The following is a 17237-nucleotide window of genomic DNA, read 5'->3' as shown; positions in this document are numbered from 1 at the left end:
ACGGCCGGGGTGTTTCAAGGTCAGGCGGATTCTGCCTTTGATTTCGGTTCGGCAGGGCCAAGGCGCGGGGCGATGCCTTCGTCGGACCGCGCGCTAAGGCGGCGCGGTGCGGCAGGCGATTGGGGCGCGTTGGCGGCCTCTTCGTCTGCCTCGGCAAGGGCTGCGGCCTCGGGCGAGAGCGGGCGCCGAAATACCAGAAGGTTGTGATAGACCGTGTTCTTTGATGTCAGCCCCGAGCGTTCCTCGGTGGGCAGCGTGTCGGCGCGCAGATATTCCCAGCCGTCGCGGGCCTGCTGGTTCATCAACTGGGTGAGTGTGTGGGCAAAGCGGTCGGCCCCGGTTTTCAGCCCGCGTTCCTTTTCGCCGCGATTGGGGGCGGGGATGACGCGGTATTCGTAGGTTTGCATGATCGGGTCCCTGGTCGTTCTGCCTGCGGATCGGCGCGGATCATAGCCGCAACCGGGGGCGATGTCATCGGCCCCCTGATGACTTCGGCGTGACGACAGGGCGCGCTACAGCCCCAGTTTCCTTGTGACCAGTTCCGTGACCGCCGCCGGATTGGCCTTGCCCCCCGAGGCTTTCAACACCTGTCCGGTGAACCAGCCTGCAAGTTTCGGATTGGCTTTGGCCTTTTCGACCTGCGCGGGGTTCTGGGCGATGATGTCATCGACCATCGCCTCGATTGCGCCGGTGTCGGTGACCTGTTTCATGCCGCGCGCCTCGACGATCTGCGCGGGGTCGCCGCCCTCGGTATAGACGATCTCAAACAGATCCTTGGCGATCTTGCCAGAGATGTCACCGGCCTTGATCAGCCCGACGATCGCCGCCAGTTGTTCAGGCGAAACCGGGCTTTCACCGATCTCATGCCCCTCTTTTTTCAGACGGCCAAAAAGTTCGTTGATCACCCAGTTGGCGGCCAGCTTGCCGTCATTGCCGTCGGCCACCTTTTCAAAATAGGCGGCGTTTTCGGCTTCGGCGGTCAATACGCTGGCGTCATAGTCCGACAGGCCGAAATCCTTGACAAAGCGTGCTTTTTTCGCGTCTGGAAGTTCGGGCATCGTGGCCTTGATATCGTCAACCCAGGCCTGCTCAATCTCCAGCGGCAAAAGATCGGGGCAGGGGAAGTAGCGGTAATCATGCGCCTCTTCCTTGGATCGCATGCTGCGTGTTTCGCCCTTGTCCGCATCGTAAAGGCGGGTTTCCTGCACGATGCTGCCGCCGTCTTCGATGATGGCGATCTGGCGGCGGGCCTCATACTCAATTGCCTGCTGGATAAAGCGCATCGAGTTCATGTTCTTGATTTCGCAGCGGGTGCCAAGGTGCGAAAAATCCTGCGTTTCCTGATACCGCTCATAAGCGCCGGGTTTGCAGACCGAGACGTTGACATCGCAGCGCAGGTTGCCGTTTTGCATGTTGCCGTCGCAGGTGCCCAGATAGCGCAGGATCTGACGCAGCTTGCCAACATAGGCGGCGGCCTCTTCGGGGCCGCGTATATCAGGGCGGCTGACAATCTCCATCAGGGCGACACCGGTGCGGTTGAGGTCCACAAAGCTCATGTTCGGGTCCATGTCGTGGATGGATTTGCCGGCGTCCTGTTCAAGGTGGATGCGTTCCACCCGCACAAGGCGCGCAATGCCCGGGCCCATATCGACGATGATTTCCCCCTCACCGACGATCGGATGGTATAGCTGGCTGATCTGGTAGCCTTGCGGCAGGTCGGGGTAAAAATAGTTCTTGCGGTCAAACGCCGATATCAGGTTGATCTGCGCGTTCAGCCCCAGCCCGGTGCGCACGGCCTGCGCTACGCAAAATTCGTTGATTACCGGCAACATGCCCGGCATCGCCGCATCAACAAAGGCCACGTTCGCGTTGGGTTCAGACCCGAACAGCGTTGAGGCGCCCGAAAACAGTTTGGCGTTCGAGGCGACCTGTGCGTGCACCTCAAGCCCGATGACAAGTTCCCAATCGGATTTGGCACCGGCGATAACTTTGGGTTCGGGGGCGCGGAAGCTTAGATGATCCAGCATGGTTTGGTCCTGTCTTGGGGTTATCGCCTTCTAAGACAGGGGCGGGCGCGGGGCAAGACCGCACAGGTTCAGCGCAACACCGGAATATCGCGCTGGCTGAGTTCGTGTTCAAGACGGCGGGCCGACGGCAGCGCCGCCGGGGGAAGCGTATCGCGCATCCCGTCCGACAGTTCCAGCACGCAATCATAAGGGCTTAAAAGATGGCGTGTAATCTTTGCGCTTTTGATCTTTGCAAGCGGCAGGATTTTGGACTGGCGCCCATTATATATTTCCAGCCGGGTCGGCCCAAGGCGCATTCCGGCACTGTGGTTCATCAGTAACCGGTAAATCACGATGATCATGAACGCCCCCACCGGGACCACTGCCAACACTGCCCCAGTCAGATAGACGGCATAGGCGGTGACTATTCCCACCCCCAGCGCGAGGTAGGTAAGAGGCCGACGGGCCTGAAGGTGATAATGATAAACCTGCTGTGTCATGCCGGATTTTAGCCGCTGAATTAAGGCAAGATCACGGCGGATATAAAGGTTTGTTTGTGAATTGTTGTGTGATTTGAAACGGTTGTCTGTTGGGGTGCGGATCAGTGTCGATCCGCACCCCAAACGGATGGGGTCAGGCTTTCGCGGTGGCCAGCCGGGTGACCATTTCTGTCAGATCGCGGCTGAGACCGGGTTGTGCGGCCATCCGGCCCAGCTCTGCCCGGATCAGCGTTTGGCGGGCGGCATCATAGCGGGGCCAGGTTTCAAACGCGGTTGAAAGCCGCGCGGCGATTTGTGGGTTCAATGGGTCCACGCGCAAAAGCCAATCAGCATAAAAGCGGTAACCTGCCCCGGATGCCTGGTGAAAGCCCGCATGGTTGGCCGATAGCCCGCCCATCAACGCGCGGTAGCGGTTGGGGTTTTTCCATTCAAACTCGGGCAGCGCGGCAAGGGTCTTGGCCAAGGCGGGGGTCTGGTCGGGGGTGGCGTGGGCCAGTTGCACCGTGAACCATTTGTCCATCACCAGCCGGTCGGCCTGCCAGCGGGTCTTGAAGGTGGCGGTGGCGTCGTCCGCCTGACCCTCCTCGATCAGGCAGGCAAGCGCTGCGAGGGATTCGGTCATGTTGTCGGCCTGTGCAAACAGCGCCTTGGCGTGGGCGCCGCCATCCAGCCGGTTCAGCAGGCCAAGGCAGGCCAGTCGTAGCGCACGCTGCCCTGCGGGGCCCGCGTCGGGCGTGTAGGGGCCGGGCACGCGCATGGCGGTATAGGTGCCGGCAAGGTCTGTCTCATGGGTGCGGGCAAGGGCTGTGGCAAGGCGGCCGCGCGCATCGTGAATAGCGTCCGGGTCGGGCGTTTGACCGGCATCATACAGGGTTTGGGCGATCTCTTCCTCGCCCGGAAGACGCAGGCACAGCGCGCGAAAGGCCGGGTCAAGGCTGTTATCGCGTAAAATCCGCCCCAGCGCGTCGATATGATCAGGTGCCGCGTCAGCGCCGTTGACCATGGCGCAAAGCCCGTTTCGGGCCAGGGTGCGCCCCGCCTCCCACCGGGTGAACGGGTCGGTGTCATGCGCCATCACAAAGGCCTGTTCGGCGGGGCTGGCGGAATGGGTGAGCACCACCGGGGCGGAAAACCCGCGGTTGAGCGACAGGATCGGCCGCGCCGCAAGGCCGGGGAAGGTGAAAGTCTGGTGTGCCTCGGTCAGTTCCAGCAGGGTGGTCGGTAGCACCTCATCGCCATTGGGCGACAGCAGGCCCAGGGCCAGCGGAATCACCCTTGGCGCCTTTTCCGGCTGGCCGGGGGTGGGGGGGGTCGATTGGCTGACATTCAGCGTCAAGGTGCCGTTTTCGTAGCTATCTTTCACGGTGACGCGCGGGGTGCCCGCATCGGTATACCAGCGTTTGAACTGGGTCAGGTCGCGGCCGGTGGCGTCTTCAAACACCTTCAGCCAATCTTCGATCGTGGCGGCCTCGCCGTCATGGCGGCTGAAGTATAGATCAAGCGCGGCCCGGTAGCCCCCCTCACCGACCAGTGATTTCAGCATACCGATAACCTCGGCGCCTTTTTCATAGACTGTGGCGGTGTAGAAATTGTTGATCTCGACGTAGTGATCGGGGCGGACGGGGTGCGCCAGCGGGCCCTGATCTTCGCGAAACTGACGCGCACGCAGGGTCAGCACATCGTCGATGCGCTTGACCGGGGCGGAACGCATGTCTGCGGTGAACTGCTGATCGCGATAGACCGTCAGCCCTTCTTTCAGGCAAAGCTGGAACCAGTCGCGGCAGGTGATGCGGTTACCGGTCCAGTTGTGGAAATATTCATGCGCGATGATGCCTTCGATACGCTCAAAATCGTTGTCGGTCGCGGTTTCGGGGCTGGCCAACACCCATTTGGAGTTGAAAATGTTCAAGCCCTTGTTCTCCATCGCGCCCATATTGAAGTCGTCAACGGCAACGATGTTGAAAATGTCCAAGTCGTATTCGCGGCCATAGGTGCGTTCATCCCATGCCATGGCGCGTTTCAGCGCGCCCATCGCAAAGGCGCAGCGCCCCTCGTCACCCGGGCGCACATAGATGTTCAGCGCGACATTGCGCCCTGACATCGTGGTAAAACTACCGGGGTAGGCGGTCAGATCGCCCGCCACCAGCGCGAACAGATAAGCCGGTTTTGGCCAGGGATCATCCCACTCGGCCCAACCGGGGCCTTGGCCCAGCGGGTTGCCGTTGGATAGCAGCACCGGTAGCGGGTTTGCCGCATCGGGCGTTTCGACGCGCACCCGAAACGGTGCCATCACATCGGGACGGTCAGGGTAAAACGTGATGTGGCGAAAGCCCTCGGCCTCGCATTGGGTGCAATACATCCCGTTCGAGATGTAAAGCCCCTGCATCGTGGTATTGGCGGCGGGGTTGATCTCAACCTCGGTCGTCAGGGTAAATGGCCCCTCGGGCAGGGCGGCGGCGTGGATGGTCAGCCCCGTCTCGGTCAGCAGATAATCTGCACCGGTCAGTGCGTCGCCGTTAATTGCTGCGACAATCAGGCGCAGGCCCACGCCATCAAGCACCAAGGATGCGCCGGGAACGCGCGCCACAAGGTCTAGGCGGGCCAACACTCTTGTGGCCCCGGCGGCAAGGCGGAACGTCAGGTCAACCGCTTTCAGCGTGAAGGGATACGGGCTATAATCGACCAGACGGATCGGGCGTTGGGCTTGCACGGGGGGCTCTCCGAAGATTGAGGTTGCGGCAGGGTAGCCAGCAGCGGCGCGGGGTTCAACTGCGGATCGGCTGGCAACCCCCGATGGAATTGCGCCTTTGGCCGTAGCAATAACGCGCTGGATTTCTGCCGCGCAGTGTTGCATCTTCGCGCCGATTTGAAAATGAGGCGTAAGGAGAGCCAGATGACGGATCGCATTATGCGTAAAGGCCTGCGGGTCGACGGGCGTCTGGTCGCCTTTTTGGAGCAGCGTGTCTTGCCGGGGACCGGCGTTTCGGCCGACACACTGTGGAATGGGCTTTCATCGTTGATCCATGATCTGGGCCCCAAAAACCGTGCCCTTCTGGCCCGGCGCGAGGAACTTCAATCCCGGATTGATGCATGGCACCTTGCGCAGCGCGGCAAGCCGCATGACGCCACCGCCTATATCGCGTTCTTGCGTGACATCGGCTATCTGCTGCCCGAGGGGCCGGATTTTGCCATTGAGACCGGGCCGACCGACCCCGAGTTTTCGCGCGTCAGCGGCCCGCAGCTGGTGGTGCCGATCATGAACGCGCGGTTTGCACTGAATGCGGCGAATGCGCGCTGGGGCAGCCTTTATGACGCGTTTTATGGCACGGACGCACTGGGGGATCTGCCGCAGGGCAAAGGGTTCGATCCGGTGCGCGGTGCGCGGGTTGTGGCAGCGGCCAAGGCGCATCTGGATCAGGTGGTGCCGCTGGCGGGCGCCGCATGGGGCGATGTGACCGGCGTTTCGCAAAACGAAGACAGTCTTGAACTGCGCACCGCATCGGGCACGTTCGCGCTGGCCGATCCGGCGCAATTCGCCGGCACCCGGCGCGATGAGTCGGGCGCTTTGACCGAGGTTTTGCTGCTTTGCAACGGTTTGCATCTGCGTTTGGTGTTTGATGCGACCACGCCTGTCGGGGCTAGCGATCCTGCCGGTATTTCCGATGTCATCATTGAATCGGCCATGTCCAGCATCATGGACTGCGAAGACTCGGTGGCGGCCGTGGATGGCGAGGACAAGGTTCTGGCCTACGGCAACTGGCTGGGGCTGATGCGAGGTGATCTGACCGAGGAGGTATCAAAGGGCGGCAAGACCTTTACCCGCCGTTTGGCCTCTGACGTGGAATTCACCACGCCCGAGGGTGCGCCCTTGGTGCTGAAGGGGCGCGCGCTGATGATGGTGCGCAACGTGGGCCATCTGATGACCACACCCGCCGTGCTGGACCGTGACGGGCAAGAGGCGGCCGAAGGGCTGCTTGACGCCATGGTCACAACGCTTTGCGCGATGCATGACCTGCAAAAGACCGACGGTCCGCGCAACAGCGTTGCCGGGTCGGTCTATGTGGTCAAGCCAAAGATGCACGGCCCCGAGGAAGTGGCCTTTGCCGATGAGGTCTTTGGTCATGTCGAAGCCAGCCTTGGCCTGCCGCGCCACACCGTCAAGCTGGGGATCATGGACGAAGAGCGCCGCACCAGCGCCAACCTGAAGGAGTGCATCCGCGCCGCCAAGCACCGCGTCTGCTTTATCAACACCGGGTTCCTTGATCGCACCGGCGACGAGATTCACACCTCGATGGAGGCGGGGCCGATGCTGCGCAAGGGCGAGATGAAATCTCAGCCCTGGATTTCGGCCTATGAGGACCGCAACGTTGATATCGGGCTGGCCTGCGGGCTGGCAGGCAAGGCGCAGATCGGCAAGGGGATGTGGGCCAAGCCCGACCTGATGGCCGAAATGCTGGAAACAAAGATCGCGCATCCGATGGCGGGCGCCAATTGCGCCTGGGTGCCCAGCCCCACGGCGGCCACGCTGCATGCAACGCATTACCACCTTGTCGATGTGCAGGCGCGTCAACACGAGATTGCAGCGATGAACCGCCCCGCGCGGCTGGAGGATCTATTGACGATTCCGCTGGCGACCGGGCGCAATTATTCCGAAGCGGAAATCACCGCCGATGTGGAAAATAATGCGCAGGGTATCTTGGGCTATGTGGTACGCTGGGTCGATCAGGGGGTGGGCTGCTCAAAAGTGCCCGATATCCACGATGTCGGCCTGATGGAAGACCGCGCAACCTGTCGGATTTCGTCGCAGGCACTGGCGAACTGGCTGCATCACGGCGTCGTCAGCGAGGGCAGCGTGATGGAGGCGATGCGCAAGATGGCGCTGGTGGTCGACCGGCAAAACGCCGACGATCCATTCTACGACCCGATGGCGCCGGGATATGAGGGCTTGGCATTTCAGGCCGCCTGCGATCTGGTGTTTTTGGGGCGCGTGCAACCGTCGGGTTATACCGAACCGGTCCTGCATATGCGCCGGGCACAGGTAAAGGGAGAGGCGTGATGGGATTGGATTTGGCTGCTGCACGGCAGATCATATCAGAGGCGATGACGGCAGGCACCAAAGACGGGATGAAATCGCTTTCCGTAGTGGTGCTTGACGCGGGCGGCCACCCGATCGCCTTTGAGCGTGGCGATGGGGCAAGCCCCGGCCGGTTTGAGATCGCACGCGCCAAGGCGTATGGGGCGGTGATGCTGGGCATGGGCGGGCAAGCGCAGATGGCCCGCGCCGAGACGCAGGCCTTTTTCATGGCGGCGGTGAACGGTGTTTTTGGGGGTCGCACGCTGCCGGTTCCGGGGGGGGTTCTGGTCAAGGATGCCAGCGGGCGCGTGATCGGCGCGGTTGGCGTGACCGGCGACAGCTCAGACAATGATGCAATAGCTGCGCTGGCCGGCATCAAGGCCGCAGGTCTGACCGGCGAGGCGTAAGTGCGGCGCAGACAGCTGGGCGGGGCCAAGTCTGCCGGGGCTTATACGGGCATATCCCGTCTGGATCGACTTTTGCGATGCAACCGTTGCCGGGTCTCGACCTGACAGCGGGCTGGCGCTAGATTGTCGGCACCAAGGCTTAGGAAAGGTGTCTCAATATGGCCCATACGCGCCCCGTAGTGGGAATTATCGGCAACCCCCACGAACTGGACGACCGCTATCCGGTGCATGCGGGCGGCACGATGAACACCGAAGCGGTGGCCGAAGTGGCGGGCTGCCTGCCACTGCTGATTCCGGCAGATCCGCGCTTTGTGTCAGTGGCCGAGCTGATGGACGTATGCGACGGGTTTTTGCTGACCGGCGGCCAGCCCAATATCCACCCCGAGGAATATGGCCAGCCCGAAACCCCCGCGCATGGCCTTTTTGACCGTGCGCGCGACGCCATAACGCTGACGTTGGTTCGGGCTTGTGTTGTGGTGGGGCAGCCTTTTTTTGGCATCTGCCGTGGCTTTCAAGAGGTCAATGTGGCCATGGGTGGTACGCTCTATCCCGAAATCCGTGATTTGCCGGGGCGGATGAACCACCGGATGCCAGCCAATGGCGATCTGGCGGAAAAATTTGCGCTGCGTCATACCGTGCGTCTGACCGAAGGCGGGATTTTCCATCAGATCCTGGGCACGACCGAGGTGCTGACCAACAGTTTGCACGGGCAGGGAATATGCCAGCCCGGCGCGCGGATTGCCATCGAAGGGCAGGCAGAGGATGGCACCCCCGAGGCGATCGTTGTAAAAGGCACCCCCGGCTTTGCCCTTGCCGTGCAATGGCATCCGGAATGGAATGCGGCTGCCGACCGGGTTTCGCGGCCGCTGTTTGAGGCGTTCGGTGATGCCGCCCGCGACTGGGCCGCACGCAAAACAGGCGCCCATTTTATGGGCCGGGCGGGTTAGGCCTGATGGTGTTGGGTGGCAATTTTTGCGCCCCTAAGATAGGCACAGATACCCTACAAGATAGCTGGAAAGAGGCGTCGTGAAACGATCCCGCATCAATGAAATAATGGCTAAGGCCAAGGCGATGATCGCTGAATTCGGCTTTGTTCTGCCGCCCTTTGCCCACTGGTCGCCTACGGATTTTCGCGCCCACCTACCGCAGGCGGGCCGCATCGTCAGCGCAAGGATGGGGTGGGACATAACAGATTACGGCGAGGGCGATTTTGACCGGATGGGCCTTTTTCTGTTCACGCTGCGCAACGGTGATCTGGCCGATCTGCAACGCGGTGGCGGCATGGCCTATGCGGAAAAGCTGCTGATTTCGCGCCGTGACCAGCTTAGCCCGATGCATACCCATGTGATCAAGGCCGAAGATATCATCAACCGGGGCGGTGCGACGCTGGCCGTGCAGCTATATGGGTCTGACAAGAATGGCGCCTTTGACGAAGGCGCGGGCGGAATGGTGGCCTGCGACGGTATCCCGCGCGCCTTTACCCCCGGCGAAGTGCTGCGCCTTGCCCCCGGCGAAAGCGTCACCCTGCGCCCCGGCGATTGGCATGCGTTCTGGGGCGAGGGGGGCGATGTGCTGATCGGTGAGGTTTCAACCGTCAACGATGATCTGACCGACAATATCTTTCGCGCCCCTATCGGCCGTTTTGCCCGGATCGAAGAGGACGCGGCGCCGTTGCACCTTTTGGTCAGCGATTATGACAGCCATCTGACCTGAGGGGGGGGGTGGCCTTGACGGCAAGCCCCGCGCGGTGCGCGACCGGATCAGGTAACGCGGGCCTTTACCTTGTAGTCGGGACGGTCCCAAAGGGCCTCGGCCATCACTTTCGCCAGAATTTCAATGGCGCGGGTCACATCGTCGGCGCCGATATAAAGCGGGGTAAAACCAAAGCGCAAAATGTCAGGGGCGCGAAAATCGCCAATGACGCCATGCGCAATCAGTGCCTGCATGATCGCATAGCCCTCGGGGTGGCGAAAGCTGACCTGACTGCCGCGTGCGTCGTGGTCGCGCGGGGTGGCAAGTTCCAGCGTAGGGCAGGCGGCCTCGATGCCGGCGATGAACTGATCGGTCAGGGCCAGGCTGGCGGTGCGAATATCGGCCATGTTGGTCATGTCCCAGATATCAAGCGCGGCCTCCAGCGCGGCCAGTTGCAACACCGGGGGGGTGCCAACGCGCATCCGCTCAATGCCGCGACCGGGGCGGTAATCGGGGTCAAAGGCAAAGGGCGCCTCATGGCCCAACCACCCCGAAAGCGCGGGGCGGGCCGCCTCGGCGTGGCGGGGGGCTACATAGATGAAGGCCGGACCGCCGGGGCCAGAGTTGAGGTATTTATAGGTGCAGCCCACCGCAAAATCAGCGCGGCACCCTGCCAGATCGACCGGCACCGCGCCGGCAGAATGGGCCAGATCCCAGACCGCGATCGCGCCTTTCTGATGCGCCCGCGCGGTGATTGCCTTCATGTCATGTTTGCGCCCGGTGCGGTAATCAACTTCGGTGATCATCGTCACGGCGACGGTTTCATCAATGGCGTCCAGCACCTCTTCGGGGGCGACGACGCGCAGGGTGTAACCCTGTCCCAGCGTGCGGCAAAGCCCGTCGGCCATGTAAAGATCTGACGGAAAGTTGCCGCTGTCTGACAAAATGACCCGGCGCGTGGGGTTCATCTCCAATGCCGAGGCAATGGCCTGATAGACCTTGATCGACAGCGTATCACCCATGACCACATGGCCCGGCTCGGCGCCGATCAACCGCGCGATGCGGTCGCCCACACGGGTGGGTTGGGCCATCCAGCCGGCACGGTTCCAGCCGGTGATCAGCATATCGCCCCACTCATCGGTGACGGTGCGGGCAACGCGCGCGGCCGCGGCCCGGGGCATCGGACCCAGCGAGTTGCCGTCCAGATAGATCATCCCTTCGGGAATATGAAACAGTGCGCGGGTGGCGGTGAAATCGGTGGTCATGCTATTCTCCGGTTATGCGCGATAGTGGGCAGGATAGGGGCGGTTTTGCAATGGTCTGGCCCAACCCGCGCCGAAAAACAACTGCTCTGGTGATTGGTGCGGGTTGCGGCGCATAGTCCCACACGGGCCGGGCGACGGTTATCGCGGGCAGGGCCGCAAAGGGGGCAGGATGCGACGGATGCTTGAAGGATTGGATTTGCCGCCGGTGTGGATGGTGGGGTTTGCACTGTTGGGCTGGGGCCTTGCGCAGTTTTGGCCCATCGCGTTACCGGGGGGGCCGCTGATCGGGGGCGGGCTGGTTGTGGCGGGGGGGGTGTTGATGGTGTTGGCGGCGGGGCAGATGGTGTTGGCACGCACCACGTTCATTCCGCGCCGCGACCCGACGGCGCTGGTAACCGGCGGGGTTTTCAGCCTATCGCGCAACCCGATCTATCTGGCGGATGCGATTATTCTGGCGGGGGTGCTGCTTTATGCTCAGGGGCTGTGGGTCTTGTGGCTGGTGCCGGTTTACGGCGCGCTGATCACCCGGCGCTTCATCCTGGGCGAGGAGGCGCGCATAGCGGCGCATTTCGGAGCCGAGTGGCGGGCCTATGCGGCGCGCACCCGGCGCTGGATTTAAGCGTGCCTTGGCGGCGTCAATTTCGGCCTCGCAGCTTTGCAGCTCCATAGGGCGACGTCTTTCGCTGTCTGTCGTGTTCGCTCATGGCAAAAATTCTGCGGTGCCGCGTGGGGCTTGTGAAACTTTATCGCACAATGTTATGAATTTTCGGCCATATTCGGTCCACCCGGGCAAATGGCCCGTGACGAGGGGGAAATACAGTTGAAGATCGGGGCTCCGAAAGAGATTTTTGAAGGCGAGGCACGCGTTGCCATGACGCCCGATAGCGCGGTGCAGCTGCAAAAGCTGGGCCATCAGTGTTTCATTGAAACCGGGGCCGGGGCGGCCGCCGGGTTTGCGGATGCGGCCTATGTGGCGGCAGGGGTGTCGGTGGTGAAAACCGGCCCGGCGCTGTTCAAAGAGGTCGACGTGGTGGCCAAGGTGCGCCCCCCCGTCGAGGCCGAGATGAAGCGCTTGGGCAAGGGCCAGACCCTGGTTTCTTTCTTCTACCCCGCGCAAAACAAAGAGCTTCTTGAGGGGGCCCAAAAGACCGGCGCGACTGTGGTTGCAATGGATATGGTGCCGCGGATCAGCCGCGCGCAAAAAATGGACGCCCTGTCGTCCATGGCCAATATCGCCGGTTACCGCGCGGTGATCGAGGCCGCCAACAACTTTGGCCGGTTCTTCACCGGGCAGATCACTGCGGCGGGCAAGGTGCCCCCGGCGAAGGTTCTGGTGGTGGGCGCGGGTGTGGCGGGTCTGGCTGCAACCGGCACCGCCGTCAGCCTGGGCGCGATTGTTCATGCCTTCGATGTGCGCCCCGAAGTGGCCGAACAGATCGAATCGATGGGGGCGAATTTCGTCTATCTCGACTTTGCCGAGGCACAGGACGGTGCCGCGACAGGCGGCTATGCAGCCCCCTCCAGCCCCGAGTTCCGCGAGGCGCAACTGGCCAAGTTCCGCGAATTGGCGCCCGAGATGGACATTGTCATCACCACCGCGCTGATCCCGGGCCGCGATGCGCCAAAGTTGTGGCTGGCCGATATGGTGGCGGCGATGAAGCCCGGCTCGGTCGTGGTGGATCTTGCCGCGGAACGGGGCGGCAACTGCGATCTGACCGTGGCAGATCAAAAAGTGGTCAGCGACAATGGCGTGACGATTGTCGGTTATACTGATTTTCCCAGCCGCATGGCTGCACAGTCAAGCACGCTTTACGCGACAAACATCCGCCACATGATGGCAGACCTGACGCCGGGCAAGGATGGGGTCATCGTCCACAACATGGAAGATGACGTGATCCGCGGCGCGACCGTGACGCATGACGGGGCGATTACCTTCCCGCCGCCGCCGCCAAAAATCGCCGCCATCGCCGCCGCAAAGCCACGGGAAAAGGCGCGCGAATTGACCGCAGATGAAAAGCGCGCGGCCGAAGTTACGCTGTTCAGGAAACAGACCACATCGCAAGTCACACTGTTGGCGGTCGCGACCCTGCTGCTACTGGTGGTTGGCGGTTTTGCCCCCGAAAGCTTCATGAGCCATTTCATCGTCTTTGTGCTGGCGTGTTTCGTGGGCTTCCAGGTAATCTGGAATGTCAGCCACAGCCTGCACACGCCGCTGATGGCCGTGACAAACGCCATTTCCGGGATCGTGATCCTTGGGGCGCTGTTGCAAGTGGGGTCGGGATCGTGGCTGGTGGTGTTTCTGGCGGCGATCTCTGTTTTGATATCGTCGATCAACATCGTCGGCGGTTTTCTTGTCACCCGGCGGATGCTCGCCATGTTCCAGAAATCGTAAGGGGAGGGTGACGCAATGGCGATTGGTATCGTAGCAGCGGCCTATATTGCGGCGGCAGTTCTGTTCATCCTCAGCCTTGGCGGTCTGTCAGGGCAGGAAAAGGCGAAACGCGCGGTTTGGTATGGCATCGTCGGTATGGCGATAGCGGTGGTGGCCACGGTCTTTGGGCCGGGGATTGGCAACTGGTTCATCATCCTGGTGATGGTTGTCATCGGTGCGGTGCTGGGCTGGATCGTGGCCAAGCGCGTGCAGATGACAGAGATGCCCCAGCTTGTGGCGGCGCTGCACAGCTTCGTTGGCCTTGCGGCCGTTTTCATCGGCTTCAACGCCGAGCTGGAACTGTCGCGGATTCTGGCGCTGCGCGAGGCGGCCACCCCCGAGGCCATCAATGCGCTGAATGCGCTGGCGGGCTTTGCGGCCAAGCTGGCGTCAAAGACGCCGGTGGAAGTCTCGATCCTCAAGGTCGAGGTGTTTTTGGGTATCTTTATCGGTGCGGTGACCTTTACCGGGTCGGTCGTGGCCTTTGGCAAGCTGGCGGGCAAAATTGACGGCAAGGCGAAAAAGCTGCCCGGCGGTCATATGCTGAACGCTGGTTCGGCCATCCTTTCGGTGATTTTGCTGGTGATGTTCGTGCAGGGTGCCGGCATGTGGACGCTGGCGCTGATGACGCTACTGGCGCTATTTATCGGCTATCACCTGATCATGGGTATTGGCGGTGCGGATATGCCGGTGGTGGTGTCGATGCTCAACTCCTACTCGGGGTGGGCGGCGGCGGCGATCGGCTTTACGCTGGGCAATGATCTGCTGATCGTGACCGGGGCGCTGGTCGGTTCTTCGGGTGCGATCCTTAGCTATATCATGTGCAAGGCGATGAACCGCAGCTTCATCTCGGTGATCCTTGGCGGCTTTGGGGGCACCGCTGGCCCCGCGATGGCGATTGACGGCGAACAGATCGCGATTGACGCCGATGGTGTGGCCGCGGCGCTGAATGATGCGGATTCGGTGATCATCATTCCAGGTTACGGCATGGCCGTGGCGCAAGCACAGAACGCGGTCAGCGAACTGACCCGCAAGCTGCGCGCCAAAGGCAAGGTGGTGCGTTTCGCCATCCATCCGGTTGCAGGGCGCCTGCCGGGGCATATGAACGTTCTTTTGGCAGAGGCCAAGGTGCCCTATGACATCGTGATGGAGATGGACGAGATCAACGAGGATTTTCCCACGACGGATGTGGCAATCGTCATTGGCTCGAACGACATCGTGAACCCGGCCGCGCAGGAAGATCCGGGCAGCCCCATCGCCGGCATGCCGGTGCTGGAATGCTGGAAGGCGAAACAGGTGTTTGTCAGCAAACGCGGGCAGGGCACTGGCTATTCCGGAATTGAAAATCCGCTGTTTTACAAGGAAAACACCCGGATGTTCTATGGTGACGCGAAAGAATCGCTGAACGCGTTGCTGCCGATGATCGACTGATCCAAGGATCACGGCAAACCCGGGGAAATGACTCTGGCCCCGCCCTTATCGGCGGGGCCATTTCGTTTGGCTGATCAGGCGGGCCAGGCTGCGGGTTTTGGGTGAAGATGTTGCATTTTGGCCCGGTATACCGATGTATTCCCACAAGTTATTGGTTTTGTGGCGATTTGTCGGTCATGTGTGGTGGTGGCATTTGCCGCCGATTTCGGTTTGGTTATTCTGTCTGAACGCTTCTGCCATCGTCACCGTCACGAACCCTTCACTGCAGGACCACCCTCATGTGCCCAACCGCCGATCATCCGCTGCGTTATGAGTTAGTGAATGAACTGCATGCCCGACCCTTTCCACAGCTTCCGGTGCCAAGCCATGCCGTTTATCTGGCGATCAAGGAACCGCACGATGCCGCCAACCGTGACCGCACAAAGGATGTGGATCACCTGTTTGCGTTACTGACGCGCCACGGCGCGGCGCTTCCACTGCGGGGCGTCAGTCACTATGCCGGACCAATCGGCAAACATACGCTGAAATGGGAAAGCCATACCGAGTTTACGACCTATCTGGCCATCGCACCTGTAGCGTCAAAGCGGCCCTTCGATCCGGCCGAGGGTGAGATATTTCCCGCCAACTGGGTCGAGACGGCCCCCGGCAAGCGGTTGACGGCCGTCAGTATCCGCGTTGAGGCTCTGCCAGAAAACCCCGAGGATATCGCCCCCCGCCTTGCAGAGTGGTTCGTGCCCGAAAGCCTGGTGTGTGCCGGGGTTTTGGAAGGGGCGGCGATCATTGCGGGGGATTTTCGCATAGATCAGGCCGGGCAGATGCGTTTTGCCGTTTTTGTGCGGCCGGGAACGGGGCCCGGCCGTGTCGGGCGGATCGTGCAGCGGATCTGCGAAATTGAGACCTACCGGGCGATGTCGATGCTGGGTCTGGGCCGCGCGCGTAGTCTGACTGCGCGCCTGAACGCGCTCGACCCGCAGCTTTCAGCCCTGGTCGAAGCGATGACCGATGACGCACGCCCCGCCGAGCGCACCTTGCAAGAGCTACTAAGCGTTTCTTCCGAACTGGAAACGCTGGCGGTGCAGCACTCATTCCGGTTTGGGGCTACATGGGCGTATGAGGCGATTGTGAATCAACGCGTTGAGGTGCTGCGCGAAAGCCGTTTCAATGGGCGCCAGAAGTTTTCAGAATTCATGATGCGGCGCTATGATCCGGCGATGCGAACGGTCAAATCCGCCGAAGCACGTCTGAAGGCCCTGTTGGAACGCGCCGCACGCGCGGGCGAGCTGCTGCGCACCCGGGTCGATGTGGAACGCTCGGCGCAAAACCAGCGGGTATTGGAAAGCATGGACCGTCGCGCGGATCAGCAACTGCGTCTGCAAAACACGGTTGAGGGATTATCGGTCGTGGCTATCAGCTATTACGCCGTCAGCCTGGCGGGTTATCTGGCCTATCCGGCGGCCAAAGCGCTAAGCCTGAGTAAAGAGACAATGACCGCCGGCCTGACGCCCGTGGTGATTTTCGCGGTCTGGATGATGGTGCGCCGCATCCGTCGCAAGCTGCACTAAGGCTGCGCCCCACGCCGTCAGGTCCAAAATTGCCACCCAACGCGGCGATACCCCGATTTTCGCAACAAAAACAAGGCGCGATTGCCTTGTCAGCGACCGTCAGAGCCCCTGTATTGCAAAATCCATATTCCTTCTGCTGGAATACGTTTTCGCCGCATACGCAGCCCTTGCGTGCGTGTACGCGAGCCGGGACCCCCGGCCCGCTGCCAGCTTCGCACCGCGTTTTATACCCACTGACGGGGCCATGCCGGCTATCACGATGATCGGAGGCTTTGGGCAAAAATGTTCCTTGAACCGGCCGATCTTGTTGGTTGTTCCATCGCTTTAAGGCAATTCATGGGTCGGGACGCCGTCCTTGATCTTTTGGGTGACCCGGTCGGTATAAGCTGCCAGAGCACCAAGGTTCGAGTCCTGAGGTTTGGCGGCGTCATTTTTTTGATTGTTTGCATCATGCTACCGAACCGAGTGATTTACCGGGTCGATGCGCTGGGTCTGCAAGTGGACTTGCGCGCGTCTTGCGGGCTATTGTGGCTGAGGCGCACCCTGGCTGACATTTTTCATTTCAGATTTGGTCTAAAAAGAGCCAGAGATTGCTGAACGGAATACCAAGTATCTCAACACCTTCCTTACGCGGGGCAGCCCTTTGCACCTCGTGGCGCAGTTTCGCGCTCAAGAGGCTCGACGTGAAATTTCCACTCCGTGCCCCCCCAACCAGATCGTCGATCGCAGCGAAGGGCTGCACCTGCCATAAACGGGCTCATGCCAAGTTCGGGTCAATAGCTGTCTGCCCCTGTCGCGGTTTTGTTTCGGTCTTTTAAGAGCAATACTTGCCATCGAGGAAACCGGATATGGCAGCGATACCGAGCGAC

The 17237-nt window shown here is 61.4% G+C and carries 13 protein-coding genes; 8 read left to right on the top strand and 5 right to left on the bottom strand.

Annotation, left to right across the window (positions count from 1 at the left end):
• Positions 1-20: 20 nt before the first annotated feature.
• The 4 genes from ACM62R_RS14515 to pepN form a co-directional block, all read right to left on the bottom strand.
• Complete coding sequence (locus ACM62R_RS14515) at positions 21-407, bottom strand: DUF4177 domain-containing protein (protein WP_415184758.1); 387 nt, start codon at positions 405-407, stop codon at positions 21-23.
• 105 nt (positions 408-512) lie between these two features.
• Positions 513-2027 (bottom strand): Asp-tRNA(Asn)/Glu-tRNA(Gln) amidotransferase subunit GatB, encoded by a 1515-nt coding sequence (gatB, locus tag ACM62R_RS14510; protein ID WP_415184757.1) that lies wholly within the window; start codon positions 2025-2027, stop codon positions 513-515.
• Between the two features lie 68 nt (positions 2028-2095).
• On the bottom strand, positions 2096-2506 hold the full coding sequence (locus tag ACM62R_RS14505; RefSeq protein WP_415184756.1) for a hypothetical protein: 411 nt from the start codon (positions 2504-2506) through the stop codon (positions 2096-2098).
• Positions 2507-2639: 133 nt separating this feature from the next.
• Positions 2640-5360 carry an aminopeptidase N gene (gene pepN / locus ACM62R_RS14500; protein ID WP_415184755.1) on the bottom strand — a complete coding sequence of 907 codons (2721 nt, stop codon included), beginning with the start codon at positions 5358-5360 and terminating at the stop codon, positions 2640-2642.
• 39 nt (positions 5361-5399) lie between these two features.
• On the opposite strand from pepN, the gene ACM62R_RS14495 reads away from it, so the two are divergent.
• The 4 genes from ACM62R_RS14495 to ACM62R_RS14480 all read left to right on the top strand — a co-directional run bounded on the left by ACM62R_RS14495 (position 5400) and on the right by ACM62R_RS14480 (position 9700).
• Positions 5400-7562 (top strand): malate synthase G, encoded by a 2163-nt coding sequence (locus ACM62R_RS14495; RefSeq protein ID WP_415184754.1) that lies wholly within the window; start codon positions 5400-5402, stop codon positions 7560-7562.
• Positions 7562-7987 (top strand): GlcG/HbpS family heme-binding protein, encoded by a 426-nt coding sequence (locus ACM62R_RS14490; protein ID WP_415184753.1) that lies wholly within the window; start codon positions 7562-7564, stop codon positions 7985-7987. Before ACM62R_RS14495 ends, ACM62R_RS14490 begins: the two co-directional genes overlap by 1 nt.
• Before the next feature lie 158 nt (positions 7988-8145).
• Complete coding sequence (locus ACM62R_RS14485) at positions 8146-8934, top strand: gamma-glutamyl-gamma-aminobutyrate hydrolase family protein (RefSeq protein ID WP_415184752.1); 789 nt, start codon at positions 8146-8148, stop codon at positions 8932-8934.
• Positions 8935-9013: 79 nt separating this feature from the next.
• Positions 9014-9700, top strand: a complete 687-nt coding sequence (locus tag ACM62R_RS14480) for a D-lyxose/D-mannose family sugar isomerase (RefSeq protein ID WP_415184751.1) — start codon at positions 9014-9016, stop codon at positions 9698-9700.
• A gap of 47 nt (positions 9701-9747) precedes the next feature.
• Here the strand turns inward: ACM62R_RS14480 and kynU are convergent, their stop codons facing one another.
• Positions 9748-10944: a kynureninase gene (gene kynU / locus ACM62R_RS14475; protein WP_415184750.1), complete on the bottom strand. Its 1197-nt coding sequence runs from the start codon at positions 10942-10944 to the stop codon at positions 9748-9750.
• Positions 10945-11122: 178 nt separating this feature from the next.
• Between kynU and ACM62R_RS14470 the strand changes: the two genes are divergently transcribed.
• The 4 genes from ACM62R_RS14470 to ACM62R_RS14455 all read left to right on the top strand — a co-directional run bounded on the left by ACM62R_RS14470 (position 11123) and on the right by ACM62R_RS14455 (position 16368).
• Entirely contained in the window at positions 11123-11563 is a 441-nt protein-coding gene (locus tag ACM62R_RS14470) for a methyltransferase family protein (RefSeq protein ID WP_415184749.1), read from the top strand.
• A 201-nt stretch (positions 11564-11764) separates the two neighbouring features.
• Positions 11765-13336 (top strand): Re/Si-specific NAD(P)(+) transhydrogenase subunit alpha, encoded by a 1572-nt coding sequence (locus tag ACM62R_RS14465; protein WP_415184785.1) that lies wholly within the window; start codon positions 11765-11767, stop codon positions 13334-13336.
• A gap of 15 nt (positions 13337-13351) precedes the next feature.
• Positions 13352-14806, top strand: a complete 1455-nt coding sequence (locus tag ACM62R_RS14460; protein WP_415184748.1) for an NAD(P)(+) transhydrogenase (Re/Si-specific) subunit beta — start codon at positions 13352-13354, stop codon at positions 14804-14806.
• Positions 14807-15084: 278 nt separating this feature from the next.
• Positions 15085-16368 (top strand): DUF3422 family protein, encoded by a 1284-nt coding sequence (locus ACM62R_RS14455; protein WP_415184747.1) that lies wholly within the window; start codon positions 15085-15087, stop codon positions 16366-16368.
• Positions 16369-17237 lie beyond the last annotated feature (869 nt).

The organism is Phaeovulum sp. (assembly GCF_047638075.1).
In the GTDB taxonomy this organism is placed as follows: domain Bacteria; phylum Pseudomonadota; class Alphaproteobacteria; order Rhodobacterales; family Rhodobacteraceae; genus UBA6197.
Note: the sequence above shows the minus strand (reverse complement) of the source record. Positions and strands in the feature narration are given on the sequence as shown.